This is a genomic window from Blastococcus aurantiacus, assembly GCF_900102425.1.
GTDB lineage: Bacteria > Actinomycetota > Actinomycetes > Mycobacteriales > Geodermatophilaceae > Blastococcus > Blastococcus aurantiacus.
The window spans coordinates 528,822-550,855 of the sequence record NZ_FNBT01000001.1; the positions used below are offsets into that span (position 1 = coordinate 528,822).

The following is a 22,034-nucleotide window of genomic DNA, read 5'->3' on the forward strand; positions in this document are numbered from 1 at the left end:
CGCCGTGGAACCCTCAGGACGTGATGGCGAGGACCCCGCAGCCCGGCCCGCATCCCGGGTCCTCCAGCGCCGAGATGTCCCGACGCATGGGCGCCGTCAAGAAGCGCGACAACGGACCCGAGATGGCCGTGCGCCGACTGCTGCACGCCGCCGGTCTCCGCTACCGAGTGGCCTGGCCGGTCCCGAGTCAACGCCGGCGGACGATCGACATCGCCTTCACGCGCGCACGTCTCGCTGTCTTCGTCGACGGATGCTTCTGGCACGGGTGCCCTCTCCACGCGACGTCGCCGAAAGCCAACGCAGCCTGGTGGGTCGACAAGATCTCGACCAACCAGGCGCGTGACGCGGACGTGACAGCGCAGCTCAAGAACATGGGCTGGACGGTGCTGCGCTTCTGGGAGCACGAGAAGCCGGAGGACGTCGTCTCGGTCATCGTCAACCGGCTCACGTCATCTGATAGCGCCTCGAGATCAGGGCGCTGACAGCGCCACGTGCTCGTCGAGTGCCGACATGAAGTCCCCCGAGTACCGAAGGTTGCTCCGCCGGAGTCGGTCACGGAAGCCCTTTGTCGCTCTGTGCGACAGGGGCTCCTGGCCGTGTGTCCCAAGGACGTCAGCCAGGTGTTGGTAGTCAGGTGCCGGAGATCGTGGCCACTCGGACACCCGGACGCCCCACCTCTGGCCTCCGAGGTGACATGCGGCCTTCGGCCAGACGCTGCCGTCGACGTGCGGGGTCGTGTCGAGGGCGGCCGCCGGATCACCGGCGGCGAGCAGCCCTTCCCCGATCCACTGCGCCACGGGGACGCTTACGGCGTTGCCCACCAGCTTCCACCGGTCGCGCGTCGGCGCGTTCGCAGTCCACCCGGCAGGAAACCCCTGGAGCACCTCCGCCGCTTCGATCGACGGCCGCACGATGCGCATCCCCGGATCGTTGTCGCACATCCACACCGCCGGCGGGCTGGGGATGCTGACGGTCGTGGAGCCCTTCAAGGTGGGCACGGCGTCGATCGCCCAACCGACGCCGCGGTTGCCCTCGGTCCAGTAGAAGCCGTAGGCGCTGTTCCGTGCGGCTCCGGAGGCAGCGCCGTCCGGCTCCTCCGAGGGTGCGTCCTCCCGGAACAGGACCGCTGCCGGGTCGTGGACGGCGGATGCGAGCAAGTACACGCGCTTGCGGCGCTGAGACAGCCCGAAGGAACGGGAGTCGATGGTGCGGTAGGCCCACGCGTAGCCAGCGGACTCCAGAGACGCGGTGATCTCCCGGATCGCCGCACCTCGACCGAGGCGGAGCATGTTCGGCACGTTCTCGATCAGCACCCACTCGGGCTGCGACGTCCGGAGGAGCTGGAGCACGTGGCGGATGAGGCCGGAGGCGAGCCCTTCCAGACCAGACGTGCGGCCCGCCTGCGACAGATCGGTGCACGGGAAACCGGCGGTGACGATCGAGGCGTCTCGTAGGTCCCGCAGACCGATGACGTCGCCGTTCAGGTCGGCGTCCTCGAAGTGGTCAGCTAGGACGGACCTCGCGGATGGCCACCACTCGTACAGCTCGGACGGCTCGTCGATGCCTGCCTGCTGCAGCCCGAGTTCCATCCCGCCGATCCCGGCGAACAGTCCGAGGATGGAGTGCCCCACGGCGAGCAGCCTCCCACGGCCCACCTGGCCCGCGCTGCTCCGGCACACGCAACAAAGACTTCGGCTCCGTCTTCGCGGACGCGCTCTCGGCGTTCCCCGTTGCTGAACAGGCGAGATCAGTAGAGGCTCCGCCCGTGACCGGAGTTGCCTCGGAGCAGTACGTCAGAGCAGCCGCCCTCGAGTGGTTGAGCAGCGTGACGCTCGACGGGACCATCCCGGTCACCCGCGCCCAGCTGCGAGACGACTTCCACGTCGGCGGTGACCGATTCCCGCTGGTCGACGCCGGCCGCGGGATCCGCCGTCCGAAGGGATGGTCGGCCGCGCTGAGCATCCTGACCGCGGCGCCGGAAGGGGCTCCGTCCCGGCCCTATGACGACTCCGAGGGCGCGGACGGTCTGCACCGGTACAAGCTCCGCCGGGACCAACGAGGCGCGGCAGAGAACGAAGGGCTGCGTCGCGCCATGCTCGAGCAGGCGCCTCTGATGTGGTTCTACGGCATCCGGCCCGGGATCTTCCAAGCGATCTTCCCGGTCTACCTGATCGGCGAGGAGCCGGAGCACTTACAGTTCGTCATGGCCCTCACAGAGGAGCAGCGCCAAGTCCAGCCAGGTAGCCGCGTGGAGGAAACTTTGCGGAAGTACCTGTTGACCATGACGCGTCGGCGCCTGCACCAGCCGGTGTTCGCCAGCCAGGTGATGGTGGCCTACGAGACGCGGTGTGCCGTCTGCTCACTCAACCACCGAGAGCTGCTGGACGCCGCCCACATCACCCCGGACTCCGACCCGCGCGGAGCAGCAGTCACCAGCAACGGTCTCGCGCTCTGCAAGCTGCACCACGCCGCCTACGACCGGAACATCCTCGGTATCCGACCCGACTACACGGTCGAGATCCACCACCGGCTGCTCGACGAGATCGACGGGCCCATGCTCAAGTACGGCCTCCAGGAGCACCACGGCCGGCCGCTGCTGCAGATCCCAGCGCGTCGGGCCGACCGACCCGACGCCGATCGCCTGATGCAGCGCTACGCGCAATTCAAGGCTGCTTGACCTCTGCCCTCATTCATACGACCCCTGGAGTCCTAAACCGTGAAGGCTGACGCCCTCAACCCCCGCGAGCTGTTCGGCGGCACCGTCCACTACGAAATCCCCGTGTTCCAGCGGCCCTACGTCTGGACCGAAGAAGACCAGTGGGCACCACTCTGGGCAGATGTCCGTCGGGTCGCGGAGAAGGTGATTCGCGCGGCGGATGACGACGCAGCGGCCGAGGAGGCGGGAGGCCACTTCCTCGGGGCAGTGGTCTTCAAGGCGAAGTCCGCCATCGCGGGGGACGTCACCCGCCACTCGGTCATCGACGGCCAACAGCGCACGACGACGCTTCAGATCCTGCTCGACGCCGTGCATGCCGCGGTCTCCGCCCGTGGGCACGAGGACGAGGCTGAGGCGCTCGAGGAGTTGATACTGAACAAGGCAAAGCGATTTGCGGGAAAGCCCGAGCGGTTCAAGCTGTGGCCAGCTCGCTCCGATCGCAACGCCTTCGAACACGCGATGTCAGATGAGCACGCAGCCTGGGGGGCGACGACCACCTCATAGTCGAAGCACATCAATTCTTCCGCGATGAGGTCCACGACTGGCTGGCGGGCGAGGTGCCCGAAGGCGCGGAGGAGGTCCGCGACGAGAAGGCACGCGTTCGCGCGCTCGCCGATGTCATGCAGACGCGCCTCTTCCTCGTCGCGATCAACCTAACTGCTCAGGACGACGACCAGGTCATCTTCGAAACGCTGAACGACCGCGGAACGCCGCTCCTGAAGGCTGATCTGGTCAAGAACTGGATCTTTCAGGTCGGCGAATGGGTGCAGGCAGACGTGGAGACGTGGCCGGAGCGTTTCTGGGCCGACTTCGACGACCCGTGGTGGCGAGAAGAGATTTCGCAAGGTCGGCACAATCGATCGCGGATCGACATCTTCCTGCAGTACTGGCTTACGATGCGCACCCGCGACGAGGTCGTCACAGAGCAGGTCTTCCGCGCGTTCACCAGCCACGCACGACCCCGCATGACCGACGCAGCATCGGCGGAGAAGCTGCTCGGCGAGCTGCGGCGGGACGCGGATACCTTCCGAAGCTTCGGGCAACAAGCGCCGGACTCCGTCGGAGGGCGCTTCTACAAGCGCGTGGTGAAGCACTGGAGCTCGCTTCCACCACGCCGATTCTCCTTTGGATGCTCTCGGAGAACCACGCCATCCCGTCTGACCAAGTCGGGAGAGCGCTGGCTGCCCTCGAGAGCTGGGTGGTGCGGCGAACGTTGCTGCGTCGCACGATGAAGGACGTCAACCGCTTCATGGTGGCGATCCTGGGTGCGCTCGATGGCGCCGAGGTGGCTCAGGTCGGGGATGTCGTGGAGGCGTACCTGGCCAAGCAGGACTCGGACTCTCGGGCCTGGCCCACGGATGCCGAGGTCATGGCCGGGCTTCCGAAGGTGAAGCTCTACGGCAACGTTCGCCAGTCGCGCTTGCGCGTCGTCCTGGAGGCTCTGGAGAAGCAGCTGCGCAGCGGGCTGAATGAAGACGTCTCGTTGCCCTCTGGCCTCCAGGTGGAACACCTCATGCCACAGGGCTGGCGAACCTACTGGGACACCGACCCCAAGTTGTCGCCAGCGGCGGCTGCCGAAAGGGATCGGCTGGTGAACACGATCGGCAATCTGACGCTGGTCACGTCCACGTTGAACGGCACTCTGTCCAACCGACCGTGGACCGACGGAGAGACGGCGGCTCTTGTCAAGGCCGCCGGCGATCTCAAGGGCGTGGGCAAGCGCTCACTCGTCAGCAAGTTCAGCTTGCTCGCATTGAGTAGGGGCGTCGTCGAGAACCGCCCAGATACCTGGACCGAGACGGACATCAAGAACCGCTCGGAACAATTGGCACATGCGCTGTGCCAGGTCTGGCTCGGGCCACCCGCGCTGGCCACCCTTACCGTTTGAGTGTCGCGTCCATGCCTCGTACTTTCCGCCGACCTGACGCTGACCGACCACGAGAGTCCGTGAGAACTGCAAACGTCTGGGAGGACTACCCCTTGTCATGGGTCGATGCGCTGATAGGTGGGGGCGCTGCGCTCGGCGGCGTCGGAATGCAGCAGGCGTTCAGCTGGAGGAGCGAGCAGCACAAGCACAAGCGTGATCAACGGGAGCGCATTCGGCAGGAACAGCACGCCGCGCTGGTGGACGTCGTGAAGACCGGTCGACGGGTGCAACGGGCTCTCGTGGATCTGGAGCGAGGTTTGGACGTAGAGCAGGCCAACGAAACGTTCGGGCGAGAAGTCGACCAACTCACGGAAGCCGTAGCAGCGGTGAGACTTCTCGTGACCGACGGTGCGATTCTCGATAGAGCTAAGGCTTTCGAAGAGCACGCCAAGTCACTCGAACGTCACTACGAGCGGTCCGATCAGGGATCGCTGCGCCTTACCCCGCTGATCGACGCCATCCGACACTTCGAAGGGACCGCTTAATCGCTCCGGGAGCTCGACCGCCCCGAAGCTGCGAAGCAGCGAACCGTCAACCTCCAGCAGATCGCCGCATGCTCCACATCTGGGCCGGGCGCTCGGACTGCATCGCGACGTCCCAAGCAACGGCGCCGTTGACGACCTCCTTGCGGAAGTTGCCCACCGCCACCCGCGCCAGCTCGGGGTCGGCCGCCACGCGCTGCGCCAGCTCGATCGCCCGGTCCTCGACCGCGGCGTCGTCCAGCGATTCCCACGCCAAGCCGAGCTCAACGGCCTTGTCGCCGTTGATCTCCTCGCCGAACAGCGCCATCGCCGCTGCGGCCTCTCGGCCGATCAGCCGCGACAGGATCACGAAATGCCCTCCGCCGGGGTGCATTCCTCGCCGGAGGAAGCCGGCCAGCAGCCGAACGTCCTTCGCCACGATCCGCAGGTCCGCCGCCAGCAGCATGTTCATGCCGGCGCCCACGGCCGAGCCGCGCACCGCGGCCACCGTGGGCACGCGCACCTGGCCCAGCCGGTAGAACGAGTCGTAGATCTTGCCCATGCCCTCGTAGGCGTCGGGCGCCGCCGGGTCCTTGCCCGCCGAGGTCAGGGTCGCGACGTCGCCACCCGCGCAGAACGACTTGCCGACCCCGCGGATGACCAGCGCCCCGACCTCCGGCTTGGCGTCCACCTCATCGAAGGTCGCAATCAGCTCGTCGGCCATCCCAGGCGTCAGCGCGTTGCGCCTGTCCGGAGCGTTCAGCGTCACGATCGCGACGCCGCCGTCCACCTTAAGCAGCACTTCACCAGATTCGACCACGGGACCACCTTTCTGCCGGGTGGACCAGCTTCCAGCCGGCCTCACCTTCACGACAGGCATGAGATCACGACGGCGGCAGGCCCGCCGCCCGCCACCCGGTCGCGGCTCCGACCGCGGGACGTCTTCGACACCTGCGATCGAGCACCGAAGCCAACAGGCTCCTAGCCAGAGCCCTGAGCGAAGGCGCTGGTGTCGCGCTTGCCACTTCGACTAGATGCTTGCAGTTCGCTCGCCCGGGCCCCTGAGTTGGCTAGCCTCGTGTCGACCGTCAGCCAGCCCGCAGGAGGCCGTCATGTCAGTACTCAGCGACGCAGATATCGAAGCTTCGATCGCCGCGGGACAGCTCATCAAGCTGGGCAATCCAGACCATGTTGACGCCTGCGCTTACGAGTTTCACGCCGGCCGCATCTTCCGGACCGGCGAGCTGGTTGGTCTGGACGACGTGACGGACTGGACCGGCAACGCCGCCTACAGCGACATCTACGAGATCCAGTCGGGTGAATTGGTCTGGATCAGGACACGCGAGTCCGTAGTGATGCCGGACGATGTTTGCGCCTTCTGGTGGCAAACCAATCGACTTTCGCGCCAAGGTCTCATGCTGGTGAACATGAGCATGGTCGAGCCGGGCTACGAAGGAGACCTTTCGTGCCTATTTGTCAACTTTGGGCGTAAGGCCATCACTATCGATCGAGAAACCGTCATCGCCAAGCTAGTCTTCAATCGACTAGAGACCGTTGCTGCATCGCCATTCAGTAACTCGGTTGACCAAGTCGAATACGACCGCAAAGTGCTGCTGAACGCGAAGGACGCTCCTCCCACGTTCCTGGACGTCGGTGGACGGCTCGAAGTTGACCTGCGACAGAAGAAGGACGAAGCCGTCGCAGCGATCGAGGCGATGAAGCAATCAACCACTGCCGACATTGAGTCCCGAGTTGGCACCGCCACCACCACCGCTATTGCTCAGATTGAAGCCACCAAGGCGTCTGCAGAGACAGACTTGAAGGCCAGTGCCGACAAAGACGCACGCGGCCTCCTGTGGAAGATCCTTGGCGTGGCGTCTATCGGCCTCGCAGTGCTGGTGCTGGCCATGTCCTTCGTGCCCTGGGTTCAGAGTGAACTACAGCCGAACCTCTCCTCTGAGATTAAGAAGCAGGTTGACGAAAGCTTGACCGACCGCATCGTGGGCTCTAGCAATTCAGGGACCGCTGTTGAGCTCGAGGAGCGAATTCGAGAATTAGAGGCGCGTCTTTCACAGCTCACTGCGCCAGGCCAAGGAACGCCATGACGAAAACATGGATCCCAAACCTGGGCTCGCAGGACGGCGAACGACTGTCAGGACGCGGGTCAGACTCCGCCACGGTGGCCCGAGCATACGATGCGATTTCGGCCACCTACGATTACTGGGTATGGCAGAACTTTTGGCGAGCCAACGAGCAACCAATCCTTGCCCCTCTGCTCGCGCAGGCCGCAAGAAACACCTGTCTAGACGTCGGCATCGGCAACGGTGCTTACGTGCCCATTCACCGTTCACTGGGCTATAAACTAAGCGGACTCGATATCAGCTCTGGAATGCTTGAGCAGCTGAAGATGAGACACCCGAGCGTCCCCGCCGTCCTAGGTGACGCAACTCGGCTTCCCTTTCACGAGGGACGGTTCGACACCTTGCTATGCGCAAGGGTGCTGTCTCATCTAAGCGCGCCTGTGGATTTTTTTACGGAGGCGTTTCGAGTAACGACAAGGGGAGCGACCATACTGGTGGCTGATTTGGATTCGGAGCATGACTACCAATCAATCTCATTCCGCGGACTAAAGAATCCTCGCTCACCGATTTTCCCTTTCAAGCACGCCCTATCTGAAGTACTTTCGGCAGCTGAGGCCGCGGGGCTAACTTTGAGCTCGTGCCGACAGTTCGGCTATGCAGACCTAGAGTGGAAGCCTCCCCCTCATCAGCTGCCCGCGCTCGATCGCAGCAGCGCTCGACCGATCTTTTACGTCGCCTCGTTCCGTCACAATTGAGGTCCGATCATTTATTGAGCGTTGTCGACGCACAACTAGGTCCCGCGTGCAACCGCTCAAGCGGTCCTTTTAGGTGGCTAGGTGCACGGAGATGGCGCGCGTGGCGGTGAGCTTGGCCTAGCCAATCTGGCGAATGCGATCAGCCGGCAGAGCGCATTCACCTTCCGCAGCTGGTCCGGCGTCCGCACCGGCGCGTCCAGCAACTCCGGACTGAGGACTACGCCTGCCAGTGCTTGCGCCCGCGACACCGCCACGTTGAGCCGGTTCAGGTCGTACAGGAACGACACCCCGCGCGGTGCGTCGTCCGCGCTCGTGCTGGTCATCGAGTACAGGACGACCGGCGCCTCCTGGCCCTGGAACTTGTCCACGGTCCCCACCCGTGCACCGTCCGGCAGCGCCGCCTTGATCAGCGCCACCTGGGCGTTGTACGGCGCCACCACCAGTACGTCGACCGGCCCGATCGGCGCCTCGACGCCCTCGTGGTTCCGCCACGTCGAGCCCTGCACCGAGTGCCACAATCGCGCCACGGCGTCGGCCTCCTGCTGGCTCTTGTCCGCACAGGTCCGCTCGTGGGCCACGGGCAGCACCCGCAGCCCGCTCCCGGACAGCGGCCCCTCCCCCAGCACCGAAACCCGCTCACGGCCGTCCGCCGACCGCAGCCGGCCCTCGTACGCCAGCTCCGACACGAACGCCGTCAGGTCCGGGTGCATCCGGTACGACCGGTCCAGGAAGACGCCCCGGTCAGCCGGGATCGTCGCGTGCCCGTCGAGCAGGTGCTCCAGCGCCGAAGCGCCCGACTCCCCCGGGTGCACCGCCTGAGACGGCTGCGCCAGCTGCTGCGGGTCGCCCAGCAGCACCATCGACCGCGCTCCCCGCGCCACCGCCACCGCGTTGGCTAGCGAGAACTGCCCCGCCTCGTCCACCACCAGCACGTCGACCGCGGCAGCGACGTCAGCGCGCGTCCAGAACCACGCCGTCCCGCCGACCAGGTTCACGTCACCGCTCACCAGCGCCGACGCGACGAAGCCGTTGTCCGCCGACCAGGCCACCCCGGCGGCACCGCAGTGCTGGCTCTCCTCGCACTTCTGCAGCGCCGGCCGCCGGACCGCCTTGAGCAGGTTGCCGATGACGGCGTGGGAGGTCGCCGTCACGCCGACCTTCTTGCCGGCGTCCAGCAGCGCCCGGATCAGCGCAGCCGCTGCCGTCGTCTTGCCGCTGCCCGGAGGGCCCTGGATGGCCAGCACCTCGCCGTCGAGCGCCAGGCCGAGCCGCACGATCGCGTCGGTCGTCGTCTCGCCCTCGCGCAGCTGCGTTCCCGCGGGAACGCGCCGCTCGACCAGTGCCTGCCCCAGGCAGTCCCGGCCGGCCAGCACGTCCTCGCCCGTCGCGGCGATCGCCTCTCGGAGACCGCGGGTGTTCAGCGGCCCGCCCGAACCGAGCCCGCGCGGCGAAGGCGGCTCGGCGGCCGTCGTCTTGAGGACAAGTCGACATGTGGCGATGTCGAGCCCGAACACCGTCCCGGCCTTCTTCGCGGTGTCCACGTCGAGCGCGTCGTCGCCGACCGAGAGCTTCGTGTCCTGCACCGGGAACGAGTACTCGTACAGGTGGCTCCGCTTGTCCGGGCCCACGTACCGCTCGAAGGTCAGCCCGCCCAGCGCCGAGCCGTCCTCGATCAGCGCCTCGCGATCCAGCGTCCGCAGCCGGAAGACCTCCCACCAGGACGGCTTGTCCTCGCGCCGGTGCCAGCCCACGAGGTCGCCCAGCAGCCCGTGCCCCGCGTCGTGCAGGCGATCGGTCAGCTCCACCTCCGCGGCCTGCGCATCGGTCACCTTCGGGTCCGGCTCGGCGGTCACCCACGACGGCCTCGGCAGCGCGCCGTGCACCGCCTCCAGCTCCGCCCGCTGGGTCTCCAGCCAGTCGTGCAGCTCGCGCGTGGAGTCCACGTCGTCCTTGTTGTAGGACTCGATGGCAGCCAGCCGGGCGTCGTCGCCGTCGGCGAGCCAGGCCTCGTACTCCAGGACGCTGCCCAGCGCGCTGGCCACCTCTCCCCCGTGCTCCCGGCCGTAGAGCGCCTCTACCTTCTTGATCGAGTACGACTCCTTGCTGATCCGCATCGACTGCCGGACGACGGGATACAGGTCGACGAACCGCTCCTCTCGCAGCAGCTGGTCGAGCTCGGCCTCGCGCACGCCGTAGCCGCCGGCCAGCTTCTTGAGCGCCGTCACCTCGTAGGGCGCGTAGTGGTAGACGTGCATGCCCGGCTCGCTCGCCGCCGCGGCCACCAGCCGGTCGATCAGCTCGGTGACCATCTGCTTCTCCGCCGGCCGGTCGTGCGCCCACAGCGCGGTGAACGCACCCGACCGGTCGCCCAGCCCGGCGAGGTACTCCAGCCCCGTGCCGTCCTCGAACCACGGGTCGCCCTCGAAGTCGAGATAGAGGTCACCGGGCGAAGGGAGCGGCAGCCGCAGCAGGCCCAGGCCGTCGAGCGGCGGGAGCAGCGTCCGTGACGCCTCCCCCGTCAGCCGCTCGCGGAGCTGCTCGGTCGCCTGCTGCTGCAGCCGTGCCCGCGCGTCCACGCCGATACCCGACGCCTTCAGCAGCTCCGGTGACGCACCCGCGAGCGCGGCCATGGTCGGGATGCCGACCGCCCGCAGTGCGTCGCGGTGGTCGCCGCGCATGCCGGCGACCAGGCCGAGGTCGTCGGCCTCCCGCAGCTCGGCGTTGCACCGGTCCGCCCAGCGGCACTGCTCGCAGTGCCCGATCGGGGACGGTCCGGTCTCCGGCGGCGCGGCGGCGAAGTCCTCCAGCCGCGCCCGCGCCCGCCGGGCGTACGCGGCGACGTCGACCAGCCGCCACGGCCGCGACTCGCCGTCGCCGGTGACGACGTGGATGCGCGCCGGCTCGACCCCCTGCAGCACGGTCAGCCGCTCGGCGTAGGTGGCCATCTGCAGCAGCGCAGCCACCTTGAGCTTGCGGGCGAGCTTGGTGTCGGCGATCTCGTACGACCAGTCGCCGAGCAGCGACGGCGTCTCGACCCGCTGCAGGAAGTCGGCCTGCCCGCCCCAGGCGCCGTCGAAGAAGGTCCCCTGGTAGACGACGTCGACGCCGCTGCGCATTGCCTCGACCGTCTCGGCCTCTGCACGCCGTCGTCCCTCGAGCCCGGAACCACCCGCGATCTCGGTGACCGACAGCCCGCGAGCCTCCAGCGACGCCAGGTACTTCCGCTCGTGCTCCAGCCCCCGGTCGAAGACGAACTGCACCTCGGGCGCGGTCGCCTCGGCCGGCGCGGTCCACTCCCCCGCGGCCACGCCGAGGTCGAGGCGGGTCAGGTGCCGGCACTCCTGGTGGGCGGTCAGGTCGGTCGGGCTGAGCACCAGCCGCCCGTCGAGTCGCTGCATCGCCGCCCTGCCTCCGAAGAACCGTCGTCCGGCAGCCTGCCCGACGAACCCGTGCCGCAGGAGTAGCGGACGCCACCGACACGAATCGGCGTCCGCGGCGCCGGGACCCAGGCCGTCACCCGGACGGGTGCCGGGGCCGCACTCACCGTGGTGTGAGCCGCGGCTGTGCCCCGGGCGCCCGGAAGGCTGCCGCTCCGCCGTCGAGGACGTACCGTTCCGAGTGACCGTCGTCACAACGGGGGTGCCATGGCCCTGCTCCGCCGGATCGCGTCGGCCGGCACCGCCGCGCGCGAGGCGGCGGGTCTGGTCACCGCCACCGCCGCGCTCGCCGCCGTTCCGATGGCGGTCGGCGCCGGACTCCTGGGCGGGGCGGCCGGGCTCACGCGCGACGTCGCCCGCGCCGGACTCAGCGGCTCGGTCGAGCTCACCCGCCGCGCCGTCGTCCACGGCACCCGGGCGGTCGGCACGGTCGTCACCGGCGCCGACCCGCTCCCGGGCGGTCATCTGCGCGACCTGATCGGCACCGCCCGAGGCATGCTCGAGCCACCGGAGGCCCGGCACACCCGACGGGTCTGGGGCGACCGCGACCGCATCCAGATCGAGGTCGAAGCCCCCGCCGACGACGAGCCGGCCGAGGCCCGCCACAGCCTGCGGCAGCACCTGGAGCGCCTCGAAGGCGTCGAGTGGGCGACGGTCAACGACGTCCTCGGCCGGGTCCTGGTCGCCGTCGACTCCCGCCGGATCTCTCCCGAGGACCTCATCGGCGTCGTCACCGAGGTCGAGCAGGCCCGTGGCGGCACGCACCTCTTCCCCCAGCGCCCCGACCACCCGGCCGACCTCGAACCGCTCCTCGCGGCGACCGTCTCCGCCGCCATCGACATCGCCGCACTCGGCGTGGCCACCGCCGCCAAGTACCTGCCCGTCCCAGCGCTGAGCCGGCACGCCACCGCCGTCCTGGCGCTGATCGACTCCCAGCGGTGGGTGCGGCAGGCCATCGCCGACCGCATCGGACCGGTCGGCACCGACCTGGCGTTCGAGGCCACCAGCGCGCTGCTGCACTCCCTCACGCAGAGCCCGACCGTGCCGGCGCTCAACGCCGCCGCCGCCATCCAGCGGGCCCTCGAGGTGCGGGCTCGCCGCCAGGTGTGGCGGCACCGCGAGCGGGAGTTGTGCCTGCCCGAGCCGGACGACGGCACCGACGATTCGCAGAAGCCGCCCGGACCGCGGCCGAGGCCCCTGCCGAACGGCCCCGTCGAGACCTACCTCGACCGGCTGGGCCCCACCGAGTTCGTCGCGGCCCTCTCGCTGCTACCGCTCACCCGCCGCCCCGGCCGCTCCGCCGACCTGTTCAAGGCGCTCACCCCGAAGGCCGCCGTCCAGGGCCGGGAGTCCTTCGCCGCCTGGCTCGACACGCTGCTCGCCCGCCGCGGCGTGCTGCCGATGGACGGCTCTGCCTACCGCCGGCTCGACCGGATCGACACCGTCGTCGTCGACGCCGGCGCACTGGCCACCGGCCCTCCGGAGGTCGTCGAGGCCACCGGGCAGGCCGACGGGTGGAGCGACGCGGACGTCTGGACCGCCGCCACCCGCCTGCTCGGCGGCACCGGCGACAGCGACAAGCTCCGGCTCGGCCCGCCGCGCACCTCGGCCGACTACCCCGGCGGCGAGGTCCGCGCACTGCTGCAGGGCCGCCGCCGCATAGGGACGGTGGTCGTCTCCCCCGGGCTCGACCCGCACGCCGAGGCTCTGCTGACCGCCGCCGTCGAGGCCGGCTGCACGCTGGTACTCACCCCGCACGTGAGCACCGGCGAGCTGGCCGGCGCGGCCGAGGAGGTCCCGCCCGCCGACGAGCAGCTGGTGGACACGGTGCGACGCCTGCAGTCCGACGGCGCCGGCGTGCTGCTGGTCTCGGCCACCGAGGGGCCCGCGCTGCTGGCCGCCGACGTCGCCGTCGCCCCCGTCCTGGAGGGCCGCTCCCCCGCCTGGGGTGCCGACCTCGTCACCGCGCCCGGCCTGGCCGATGCCTGCCGCATCGTCGCCGCCACCGCGGACGCCAGGCGCATCAGCAGTCAGGCGGTGCGCACCGCGGTGACCGGTAACGTGCTGGGCGGGCTGCTCGCCGCGGTCGGGAGCCCCCGCGTCGGCCAGCGGCGGGCCACCACCCCCGGCAAGTGGGCCACGGTGAGCACCATGACGGTCGGCGCCGCGACCGCCGTCCGGGTCGCCCGCCGGCCCGTGCCCGCGCCCACCGTGCACACCCCTGGCACGCACTGGACGCCGACGAGGTCCTCCGCCGGGTGGCCGACGTCCCGGCCGAGCCGGACGAGCGCCGGAGGCCGAAGGCGGTCAGCACCCCGGCCCGCTTCGCCCGCACCGTCGCCGCCGAGCTCGCCGACCCGCTCACCCCGGTGCTGGCGACCGGAGCCGCCGCGACCGCGGTCCTCGGCGAGTACACCGACGCGGTGCTGGTCGGCGGCGTCACCGTGGTCAACGCCTTCGTCAGCGGCCTGCAGCGGCTCCGCGCGGAGACGGCGCTGGAGCAGTTGCTGCTCGAGCAGGACCGCACGGCCCGCCGGGAGGTCGGGAACGGGCGGACGGAGGAGATCCCCGCGACGGAATTGCGCGTGGGCGACGTCGTACAGGTCGGGTCCGGGGACCTCGTCGCGGCCGACGCCCGGCTGCTCGAGGCCGAGGACCTCGAAGTGGACGAGTCCGGGCTCACCGGTGAGTCGCTGTCGGTGGGCAAGTCGGTCGCGGCGACGCCGGGGGCCGTGGTCGCCGACCGCACCTGCATGCTCTTCGACGGCACCACGGTGGTCGCCGGCACCGGACGCGCCGTCGTCGTCGCCGTCGGGCAGTCCACCCAAGCCGGCCGGGCCACCCGCGCCGCCGGGGGCGCCGCTCCCCCCGCCGGCGTCCAGGCCCGGCTGGCCGAGCTCACCAGCGCCGTCCTCCCGCTGACCCTCGCCGGCGGCGGGGCGGTCACCCTCCTCGGCGTGCTGTGGGGCCGCCCGTTGCGCGAGGCGGTCGCCGCCGGAGTGGCGATCGCGGTCGCCGCGGTCCCGGAGGGGCTGCCGCTGGTCGCCACCGTCGCCCAGCAGGCGGCGGCGCGGCGGCTCTCGGGGCGCGGCGCGGTGGTGCGCAGCGCGCGGGTGCTCGAGGCACTCGGCCGCGTCGACACCGTCTGCTTCGACAAGACCGGCACGCTCACCGAGAACCGGCTGCGGGTCGCCCGGCTGGTGCCGCTGGGCAGCGGCTCCGGTGACGAGGGCACCGACGACGACCAGCTCCGGCTGGCCGCCGCCGGCATGGGCGACGGCGACGGCGAGGCGCACGAGACCGACCGCGCCGTCCTCGACGCCGCCGGCGACGCCCACGACGGGCCACCGGACGCGAGCCTGCCCTTCGCCGCCGGGCGCGGGTTCTCCGCCGGCGTGCGGAACGGCCGGCTGGTGGTCAAGGGCGCACCCGAGGTCGTGGCCCGCCGCTGCGCCGACGCCCCCGACCTGCGCGAGCGCATCCAGGAGCTGGCCGCCGAGGGGCTGCGGGTGCTCGCCGTCGCCGACCGGGCGGTCGACGGCGTCCCCGACGACCTCGACGAGGCCGCGCGTGGGCTGACCCTCCGCGGTCTGGTCGGACTGGCGGACACGCTGCGGGAGTCGTCGGTGCGCGCCGTCGAGCAGCTGCGCGCCGCCGGCGTCCGGGTGGTCGTGGCCACCGGCGACCACCCCGAGACCGCCGCCGCCATCGCCGCCCAGGCCGGCATCCCCGACGCCGACCGGGTCGTCACGGGCACGCAGCTGGCCCGCGCCTCGGAGTCCGAGCGCGCCCGCCTCGTCGCCGACCACGCCGTCTTCGCCCGGCTCAGCCCGGAGCAGAAGGTGCTGCTGGTCGGCGCGCTGCGCCGAGCAGGGGCGACGCTGGCCATGACCGGCGACGGGGTGAACGACGCCGCCGCCATCCGCCTGGCCGACGTCGGCGTGGGCGTCGAGGGCGCCGAGTCGCCGGCCGCTCGCACCGCGGCCGACCTGGTGCTCACCGACTCCGACCTCACCCGGCTGGTCGACGCGATCGCCGAGGGCCGGGCCATGTGGTCCCGCGTCCGCGACGCCGTGTCCATCCTGGTCGGCGGCAATGCCGGCGAGGTCGCGTTCACCGTGCTCGGCACCGCGGTCGGCGGTCGCGCGCCGGTGGGCACCCGGCAGCTGCTGCTGGTCAACCTGCTCACCGACATGTTCCCGGCACTGGCCGTCGCGGTCGCCGCACCGCGGTCGGCCAACGGCACCGGTGACGACGACGGCCCGCTCGCCGGCCACCCGCTCGCGGCCGTCCTGCTCGCCGGCCCGCATTCCGGGTTCACCCGCGAGGTGCGGCGCATGGTCCTGGTACGCGGTGCCGCGACGGCGAGCGGTGCCACCGCCGCCTGGGTCGCCGGCCGGGTCACCGGCCCGCTGTTCCGGGGCCGGGCGAGCACCATGGGCCTGGCCGCGCTCATCGCCACCCAGCTCGTGCAGACGGCGTGGTCCGGGCGGCACAGCCCGCTGGTGCTGGGCACGGTGGCCGGCTCGTTCGCCGTCCTGCTCGGCATCGTGCAGACCCCGGGGCTCAGCCGGTTCTTCGGCTGCACCCCGCTGGACCCGGTCTCCTGGGCGGTCGTCCTCGGCTGCGCCGTCGCCGGAGCGGCCGGCGCCGAGGTGGTGCCCGGCCTGGTCGCCCGGTGGCGGTCCGCGGGAACCCCCGCCGGCTGACCCGACATGGATTCGCCTCGGGACGGCGACGCAGCGAGGCCGACGTGGGATCGTGGACCCAGCCGACCGACGGCGACACGACCCGCAGGGTTCGCCGCCCGGGCCGACGCGCTCCACCCGAGCGCCGGGGACCCGCAGGTGCACGCAGACGCACCAACCGAACGAACGGGAACCCATGGCTCTGATCGCTTGCCCCAACTGCTCCAGCGAGGACATCACCGGCACCAAGCAGGCCGACAGCCAGCTGCTCATCCACTGCGCCGACTGCGGCCACGAGTGGCTCCGCGGCGAGGCCCGCCGCGACCCGGGTCGCCCTGCGGTGCAGACGATCGACTCACTGCACGCCGCCTTCCCGACCGCCGCCGCCGTGCGCCCCGACGTCCGCGAGCGGGTGGAGCTGCTGAAGGCGGACTTCCAGCTCGACCGCCCGGAGCCCGACCCCGAGGTCGCCGGCTTCCGCGAGCGCTACCAGCAGCTCTTCACCCGGGACGGGCTCGCCGACGCGACGCCGGAGCAGCTGCTGCACTTCGCCACGTCGGACACCCTCGCCAGCGCCGGCAACATGTCCGGCGTCAACCGCGCCTGGAAGACCCAGGGCGCCGACGTCGCGGCCCAGAAGGTCCGCGAGACGATCGAGTTCCTGCTGCACGGGCCGGCCACCCTGCGCCTGGAGGACCGGCTCACCCAGCTCGTCGACGGCAAGAAGATCGGCCTGGCCTCGTTCAACAAGGAGCCGCTGCTCACCAAGGTGCTCTGCGTCGTCGAGCCCGACCGCTTCCTCCCGGTGCTCAGGTACACGGCCCCGACCGACGGGAAGAAGGAGATCGCCAAGCTGGTCTTCGACCTCGACCTGCCGGCCGCCGAGAAGGTGGCGTGGACGATCGGTCGCCTCGCCGTGTGGAGCAACGACCTGCTGCGCTCGCTGGTGGGCAACGACATCCCCGACCTGCACCAGGCCGCGAAGTTCCTCGCCTGGGCGAAGACCCGGCCGGCACTGGCCCGCAGCTGAGGCACCGCGCTCCGCACCTCCGGGTGCGGAGCGCGCGCGGCAGGCAGACCCTGGAGGCCTGCGCGGCGGAGCCTGAGCCCCCGCCGCCCACCCCCCGGGGAGGGAGGCGTCATCAACGAAGCGGTTGAAACGGCCGATCCCGTTCCTATGAAGTGGTCTGCCGTGCCCGAGGTGGCCACCTCGCGCGTCATGAGCCAGGCGCTCGCCACCCTGTACGTCTTCGGTGGGAGCGCCAGCCTGCTCGCCGTCCTGGGCGCCGAGACGCCCTGGGTCGACCGGGCGCTGCTGAGCGGCCTCGCGGTGTCCGCGCTGCTCGCAGGTGGCGTCGTGTTGCGCTGGGGGTCGCGCTGGCCGCGGCCGGCGTTCCACATCGCGGTCCTGCAGGCCACGGCCGTCGTCGTGGCCGGTGTGGTGCTCGCGCCCGACGCACCGACAGCCCTGGCGGTGGGCGCCCTGACCAGCTTCCTGGCCATCGCCTCCTGCTTCTTCTTCAGCCTGCCCCTCGCCGTCGGCCACACGGCGCTGGCCCTGGCCGGCCTCACCGCCGGCCTGGCGGTGCGAGGCGACGTCGCCCTGCCCCTCGCGCTGTCGCTGGACGCGATGGTGCTCGGCTTGAGCGTGGTCACCCGGGGGCTCGTGCTGCGCGCCTCCAGCGCCAACCGCGATCCGCTCACCGGCCTGACCAACCGGCGTGGTTTCGACCAGGCGCTGCACGAGCTCATGCGCGTGGTCTCCCGCACCGATGAGCCGATGTCGGCCGCCCTGCTGGACCTCGACCACTTCAAGGCCATCAACGACACCCAGGGCCACGACGCCGGCGACCGCGTGCTGCGCTCGGTGGCCAAGGCCTGGCGCCGCGCTCTCCCGCCGACGGCGGTGCTGGCCCGGCACGGCGGCGACGAGTTCGCGCTGCTGCTCCCCGGGCTGCCCGGGCCGGCCGCGCTGACCCTGGTGCAACAGCTCCGCGCCCGGCACCCCGACGTCGGCATGTCCTGCGGTGTGGCGGAGCACCAGCCCGGCGAGAGCGCCGCGCAGCTCATGCGCCGCGCCGACCTGGCCCTCTACACCGCCAAGTCGTCCGGCCGCGGCCGGTGCGAGCTCGGCGCCGGGCCCGACACGTCCGACCTGGTCGCCGACCTCACCGCGGCACTCGATGCCGGCGACGTGACCGTGCACTTCCAGCCGATCCGCGACCTGCGCACCGACCAGGTCGTCGGCGTCGAGGCGCTGGCCCGCTGGACCCATCCCGAGCGTGGCCTCGTCTCCCCCGCCGAGTTCGTCGCCGTCGCCGAGCGGCACGGGCTGATGCCGCGCCTCGGCGAGCACGTGCTCCGCTCCGCCTGCGGCCAGATGTCGGCCCTGCACGCCGGCACCGGACGCCGCCTCCGCCTGGGCGTCAACGTCTCCGGACGCGAGCTGTCCGACCCTGCCTACGCCCAGCGGGTGCGGACGGTGCTCGCCGAGACGGGCTGGCCCGCTACCGAGACCGTGCTCGAGGTGACCGAGAGCCTCGTGGACGCCGAGTGCTCGACGGCCGTGGCCACGCTGCACGAGCTGCGCGGTCTCGGGCTGGGCATCGCCATCGACGACTTCGGCACCGGCTACTCCTCCCTGAGCCGCCTGGACACGCTTCCCGTGGCGATCCTCAAACTCGACTCGTCGTTCATCGCGACCATCACCACCTCACCGCGGCGGGCGACGATGCTGCGAAGCATCGTCGGCATGGCCCACGTCCTGGGTCTGGACGTCGTCGCGGAGGGCGTCGAGACGGCGGAGCAGGACGCCCAGCTGCGCGCGATCGGCTGCCGCTTCGGCCAGGGCTGGCTCTACGGTCGTCCCGCTCCCCTGGCGGACGTCGCCGCGCAGCTCGACCGCGCCGACGACGCCCACGCCCTGCACGCCTGACCTCCCTGCAGGCCGACCGCCTCCAGTGAGGGCGAGGACTACTCGCAGCCGACTCCGTCACCGTCCCTGTCGAGGTGCCGTCCGTAGCCGGCGTCACCGACGCGCACAGGGGCAGCCCCTGCGGCTCGCGCGGCGGTGCAGTTGTCGAAGTACTCCGCTGTCGAGGGAGCCGGAGGGACCACCGGCACCGCACGCGGCGCAGGTGCAGGTGCAGGCGCAGGTGCAGGTGCCGCAGGCCGGGGCGCTGCCTGCGACGGCGGGGTGGCTCGCAGTGCCCCGGTCTCCCGAGCGGCGACTTCGCTCTCGCGCTGGTCCAGCAGCGCGCTCCGCTCATCGAGCTGGGCCGCTTGCGCGGCGAGGCGCGACTCTCCCTCGGCGGCGGCCTGACGGATCCTCTCCTCGGCCTCAGCCACCTCGTCCTCGAGCTGCGCTGCTTCTTCCTGGCTCTCCGTCAGCTCGCTCTTGAGCGACACGAATGCAGGAGCCGATTCGACCGTGGCCTCGGAGTCGGCTTCGGACGCCGTCCCGCTGTTGCCCACTCCCACTCCGATGACGAATGCCAGCAGGGGGATCGCCCACTTGAGCCACGGCTTCGGCTTCTTCTGGGGCTGCCCCAAAAAGGGCGCAGTGGCACCGGACATAGCAGCGGTCTCAGACAAGAGCTCTCCCCGTTCCCAGTAGTGGCACGGGACGGTATCGCTATTCACGGGCCCCGGTGATCGAGGCGAGACACCCGGGACCGGCGGGTTCAGAGAGTCGCCTGGGGCATGCCCGCGTGCCGGCGAACCTCTCGAGACGAAGGGTCATACGGGCGTGCGGGCAATCCCGAGTGCATCACCAGATCCAGCGCTCCAGCCGCTTCGACTCCCGCCAACTCCAACCCCGAGCGGGGGTCCGGCGAGCCACGACCGGGACGTAAGGCCGTGGACAAGCCCCACGAGCGGAGCAGCATGGCCCGTGCGGCGACGCCGCCGGGGCGCCGCGCCCGTTCCTGGAAGGGGGCGTCATGTACGCCCGAACCACCACGATCACCGCTGACCCGATGCGCCTGGACGACGGCATGGCCGACGTCCGCGACACCGTTCTGCCCGCCGTCGCGGAGATGGACGGCTACACCGGCATGTCGATGCTCTGCGACCGCGACTCCGGCCGCTGCATCGTCACGACCGGCTGGCGCGACGAGGACTCCATGGCCGCCAGCCGCGACCGGGTGATGGCGATGCGCGAACACGCCGCGGAGCGCTTCCGCAGCCGCGACACCCAGGTGCAGGAGTGGGAGATCGCCATGATGCACCGGCTGCACTCCGCGACCGACGACTCGTGCGCCCGCGTGCTGTGGAGCCGCACCGACCCCACCATGCTCGACGAGACGCTGGACGCCTTCCGCAGCCAGATCATCCCGCGCATGGACGACGTCGCCGGCTTCTGCAGCCTGAGCCTGCTCGTCGACCGCCGAACCGGCATCGGCTCGCTCACCACCGTCTACACCGACCGCGCCGCCATGGACGCCAGCCGCGACCTCATCTCGGGCATGCGCGACGAGTTCGTCGCGCAGCGGGGGGTGATGGTCACCGAGGAGGCCGAGCTGGACGTCGTCATGCACAGCCTCCGGGTGCCCGAGCTGGTCTGACGGACGGCGCTCAGACGCCGAGGTGCGCCAGCGCCCGCAGCAGCGGGGTGCTCTGCCCGTTCATCAGCTTGCTGAGTTGGCTATCAGAAGATCATTAGGCGTTGATGCTGATCTCGTCGGTCGCATACCGCTCCCGGGCCTCTAGCAGCTTGATGTCTCGCACCATGCTGGCGAGCACGCGATCGTATGCATCACGGATCGCGCTGAGGTCGGCCACCGTATGACCCTGACTGAACGACTCATCGAACTGCGGATCCCACTCGTGATTCCAGGAGGTGCCCAACGCCTGTCGCCGTCGCTGGGAGCTTGTCCGCAGCTTTGCGTCCTCGCCCCAGTTGCCGAAGCTCAAGAAGCACTGCTTCATGAAGCGACGATAGGCCTCGTTAGCTTCAGTGCTGAAAAGTGGTAGTGCCACGTGAAAGTCGCGGTCCAACTGTCGTTTGATCTCGATTACTCGCGGCGGCGTGAGTTCTTTCCAGCCGCCGATGAAGGTAAAGAAGCACACTAGGTCATTGAGCGGTGGGGCCAGAACCTTGTAATAGTCGAGCCGCGCCTTTACCAGCTCCTGGTTACGCCACTGGCTGTCGTCCAACTCCTTCAGCCGACGACTCAAGCGGTGCCCCAGAACTACGAGCACGACTGGCAGCAAGAGTGCTGCCACAAGCTCCAAGACGTCGCGCGTCACTTCCCAACTCACAGGAGCGCCTTTCCTGCAATCCGAGAACGCCGCTCGAGCCAGCGACGCAACCCACACCGCACCTAGTTAGCCACGAACCGCAAGATCGGCGGCGTGGGATCACTCACGGACGCCACCGGGAACGGCGGCCCCGGGGAATCAGAGCATCAGACGCCGAGGTGCGCCAGCGCCTGCAGCAGCAGGGTGCTCTGCCCGTTCATCAGCTCGGCCAGCACGGCCGGGTCCCGCGCCTCCAGGGGCGTGACCCAGGTGAGCTCCAGAGCGTCCTGCTGCGGGGCGCAGTCGCCCTCGACCGGCACGACGTAGGCCAGCGACACGGCGTGCTGCCGTGAGTCGTGGAACGGCGTGACCCCGGGAGTCGGGAAGTACTCGGCCACGGTGAACGGCTGCGGCGCAGGTGGCACCCGCGGCAGCGCCAGCGGTCCGAGGTCCTTCTCGATGTGCCGGAGCAGGGCCGCGCGGATCCGCTCGTGGTACAGCACTCGCCCGGACACCAGGGCCCGCTTGATCTGCCCGTCCTCGCCGGCCCGCAGCAGCAGGCCGACGGCCACGACCGTGCCCTGGTCGTCCACGCGCACGGGCACGACGTCGACGTAGAGGATCGGCAGCCGCTCGCGGGCGAGGTCCATGTCCTCCCGGGAGAGCCAGCCCGCGTCCGAGTTCGTCACCTCAGTCATGTGCCCTGTCTAGCCGACGACGCGCGCTCG

The 22,034-nt window shown here is 70.3% G+C and carries 18 protein-coding genes; 11 read left to right on the forward strand and 7 right to left on the reverse strand.

What is annotated here, in order from left to right:
• Positions 1-74: 74 nt before the first annotated feature.
• Positions 75-482 carry a very short patch repair endonuclease gene (locus BLS70_RS02490; RefSeq protein WP_091764197.1) on the forward strand — a complete coding sequence of 136 codons (408 nt, stop codon included), beginning with the start codon at positions 75-77 and terminating at the stop codon, positions 480-482.
• Here BLS70_RS02490 and BLS70_RS02495 read toward each other — a convergent pair.
• On the reverse strand, positions 471-1,679 hold the full coding sequence (locus BLS70_RS02495; RefSeq protein ID WP_369406202.1) for a DNA cytosine methyltransferase: 1,209 nt from the start codon (positions 1,677-1,679) through the stop codon (positions 471-473). The two genes, BLS70_RS02490 and BLS70_RS02495, sit on opposite strands and share 12 nt — an antisense overlap.
• Positions 1,680-1,765: 86 nt before the next feature.
• On the opposite strand from BLS70_RS02495, the gene BLS70_RS20975 reads away from it, so the two are divergent.
• From BLS70_RS20975 to BLS70_RS20650, 4 genes are read left to right on the forward strand one after another with little or no spacing between them, the layout of a single operon-like run.
• On the forward strand, positions 1,766-2,677 hold the full coding sequence (locus tag BLS70_RS20975) for an HNH endonuclease (RefSeq protein ID WP_218122241.1): 912 nt from the start codon (positions 1,766-1,768) through the stop codon (positions 2,675-2,677).
• 39 nt (positions 2,678-2,716) lie between these two features.
• Positions 2,717-3,220, forward strand: a complete 504-nt coding sequence (locus tag BLS70_RS02505; RefSeq protein ID WP_091763899.1) for a DUF262 domain-containing protein — start codon at positions 2,717-2,719, stop codon at positions 3,218-3,220.
• A 53-nt stretch (positions 3,221-3,273) separates the two neighbouring features.
• On the forward strand, positions 3,274-3,948 hold the full coding sequence (locus BLS70_RS02510; RefSeq protein WP_369406203.1) for a DUF262 domain-containing protein: 675 nt from the start codon (positions 3,274-3,276) through the stop codon (positions 3,946-3,948).
• On the forward strand, positions 3,945-4,604 hold the full coding sequence (locus tag BLS70_RS20650) for an HNH endonuclease family protein (protein ID WP_176946245.1): 660 nt from the start codon (positions 3,945-3,947) through the stop codon (positions 4,602-4,604). The genes BLS70_RS02510 and BLS70_RS20650 overlap by 4 nt, the downstream gene beginning before the upstream one ends.
• Positions 4,605-4,699: 95 nt before the next feature.
• Here the strand turns inward: BLS70_RS20650 and BLS70_RS02520 are convergent, their stop codons facing one another.
• Both BLS70_RS02520 and BLS70_RS02525 read right to left on the reverse strand, forming a co-directional pair.
• A complete protein-coding gene (locus BLS70_RS02520; protein WP_091763901.1) occupies positions 4,700-5,029 on the reverse strand; it encodes a hypothetical protein in 330 nt (109 codons plus the stop codon).
• Positions 5,030-5,174: 145 nt separating this feature from the next.
• Entirely contained in the window at positions 5,175-5,984 is an 810-nt protein-coding gene (locus BLS70_RS02525) for an enoyl-CoA hydratase/isomerase family protein (protein ID WP_091763902.1), read from the reverse strand.
• Positions 5,985-6,216: 232 nt separating this feature from the next.
• Between BLS70_RS02525 and BLS70_RS02530 the strand changes: the two genes are divergently transcribed.
• Both BLS70_RS02530 and BLS70_RS21575 read left to right on the forward strand, forming a co-directional pair.
• A complete protein-coding gene (locus tag BLS70_RS02530) occupies positions 6,217-7,209 on the forward strand; it encodes a dCTP deaminase (RefSeq protein ID WP_176946246.1) in 993 nt (330 codons plus the stop codon).
• Positions 7,206-7,940 carry a class I SAM-dependent DNA methyltransferase gene (locus tag BLS70_RS21575; protein ID WP_091763904.1) on the forward strand — a complete coding sequence of 245 codons (735 nt, stop codon included), beginning with the start codon at positions 7,206-7,208 and terminating at the stop codon, positions 7,938-7,940. Before BLS70_RS02530 ends, BLS70_RS21575 begins: the two co-directional genes overlap by 4 nt.
• A 77-nt stretch (positions 7,941-8,017) precedes the next feature.
• On the opposite strand, the gene BLS70_RS02540 is transcribed toward BLS70_RS21575, so the two are convergent.
• Positions 8,018-11,338, reverse strand: coding sequence for a TM0106 family RecB-like putative nuclease (locus tag BLS70_RS02540; protein WP_091763905.1), 3,321 nt, complete (start codon positions 11,336-11,338; stop codon positions 8,018-8,020).
• A 2,483-nt stretch (positions 11,339-13,821) separates the two neighbouring features.
• Here BLS70_RS02540 and BLS70_RS21170 point away from each other — a divergent pair.
• The 3 genes from BLS70_RS21170 (at position 13,822) to BLS70_RS02555 (ending at position 19,000) form a co-directional block, all read left to right on the forward strand.
• The gene (locus BLS70_RS21170; protein ID WP_255362182.1) at positions 13,822-16,086 is read left to right on the forward strand and encodes a cation-translocating P-type ATPase; all 2,265 of its coding nucleotides are present in this window, start codon (positions 13,822-13,824) and stop codon (positions 16,084-16,086) included.
• A 175-nt stretch (positions 16,087-16,261) separates the two neighbouring features.
• A complete protein-coding gene (locus tag BLS70_RS02550) occupies positions 16,262-17,095 on the forward strand; it encodes a hypothetical protein (RefSeq protein ID WP_091763906.1) in 834 nt (277 codons plus the stop codon).
• 147 nt (positions 17,096-17,242) lie between these two features.
• Positions 17,243-19,000 carry a putative bifunctional diguanylate cyclase/phosphodiesterase gene (locus tag BLS70_RS02555; RefSeq protein ID WP_091763907.1) on the forward strand — a complete coding sequence of 586 codons (1,758 nt, stop codon included), beginning with the start codon at positions 17,243-17,245 and terminating at the stop codon, positions 18,998-19,000.
• A gap of 38 nt (positions 19,001-19,038) precedes the next feature.
• On the opposite strand, the gene BLS70_RS20980 is transcribed toward BLS70_RS02555, so the two are convergent.
• Positions 19,039-19,659, reverse strand: coding sequence for an excalibur calcium-binding domain-containing protein (locus BLS70_RS20980; protein WP_255362183.1), 621 nt, complete (start codon positions 19,657-19,659; stop codon positions 19,039-19,041).
• Between the two features lie 347 nt (positions 19,660-20,006).
• Here BLS70_RS20980 and BLS70_RS02565 point away from each other — a divergent pair, with 347 nt between their 5' ends.
• On the forward strand, positions 20,007-20,630 hold the full coding sequence (locus BLS70_RS02565; protein ID WP_091763908.1) for a hypothetical protein: 624 nt from the start codon (positions 20,007-20,009) through the stop codon (positions 20,628-20,630).
• A 94-nt stretch (positions 20,631-20,724) separates the two neighbouring features.
• On the opposite strand, the gene BLS70_RS02570 is transcribed toward BLS70_RS02565, so the two are convergent.
• Complete coding sequence (locus BLS70_RS02570) at positions 20,725-21,327, reverse strand: hypothetical protein (RefSeq protein ID WP_176946248.1); 603 nt, start codon at positions 21,325-21,327, stop codon at positions 20,725-20,727.
• Between the two features lie 146 nt (positions 21,328-21,473).
• Complete coding sequence (locus BLS70_RS02575) at positions 21,474-22,004, reverse strand: NUDIX hydrolase family protein (RefSeq protein WP_091763910.1); 531 nt, start codon at positions 22,002-22,004, stop codon at positions 21,474-21,476.
• Between the last annotated feature and the right edge of the window lie 30 nt (positions 22,005-22,034).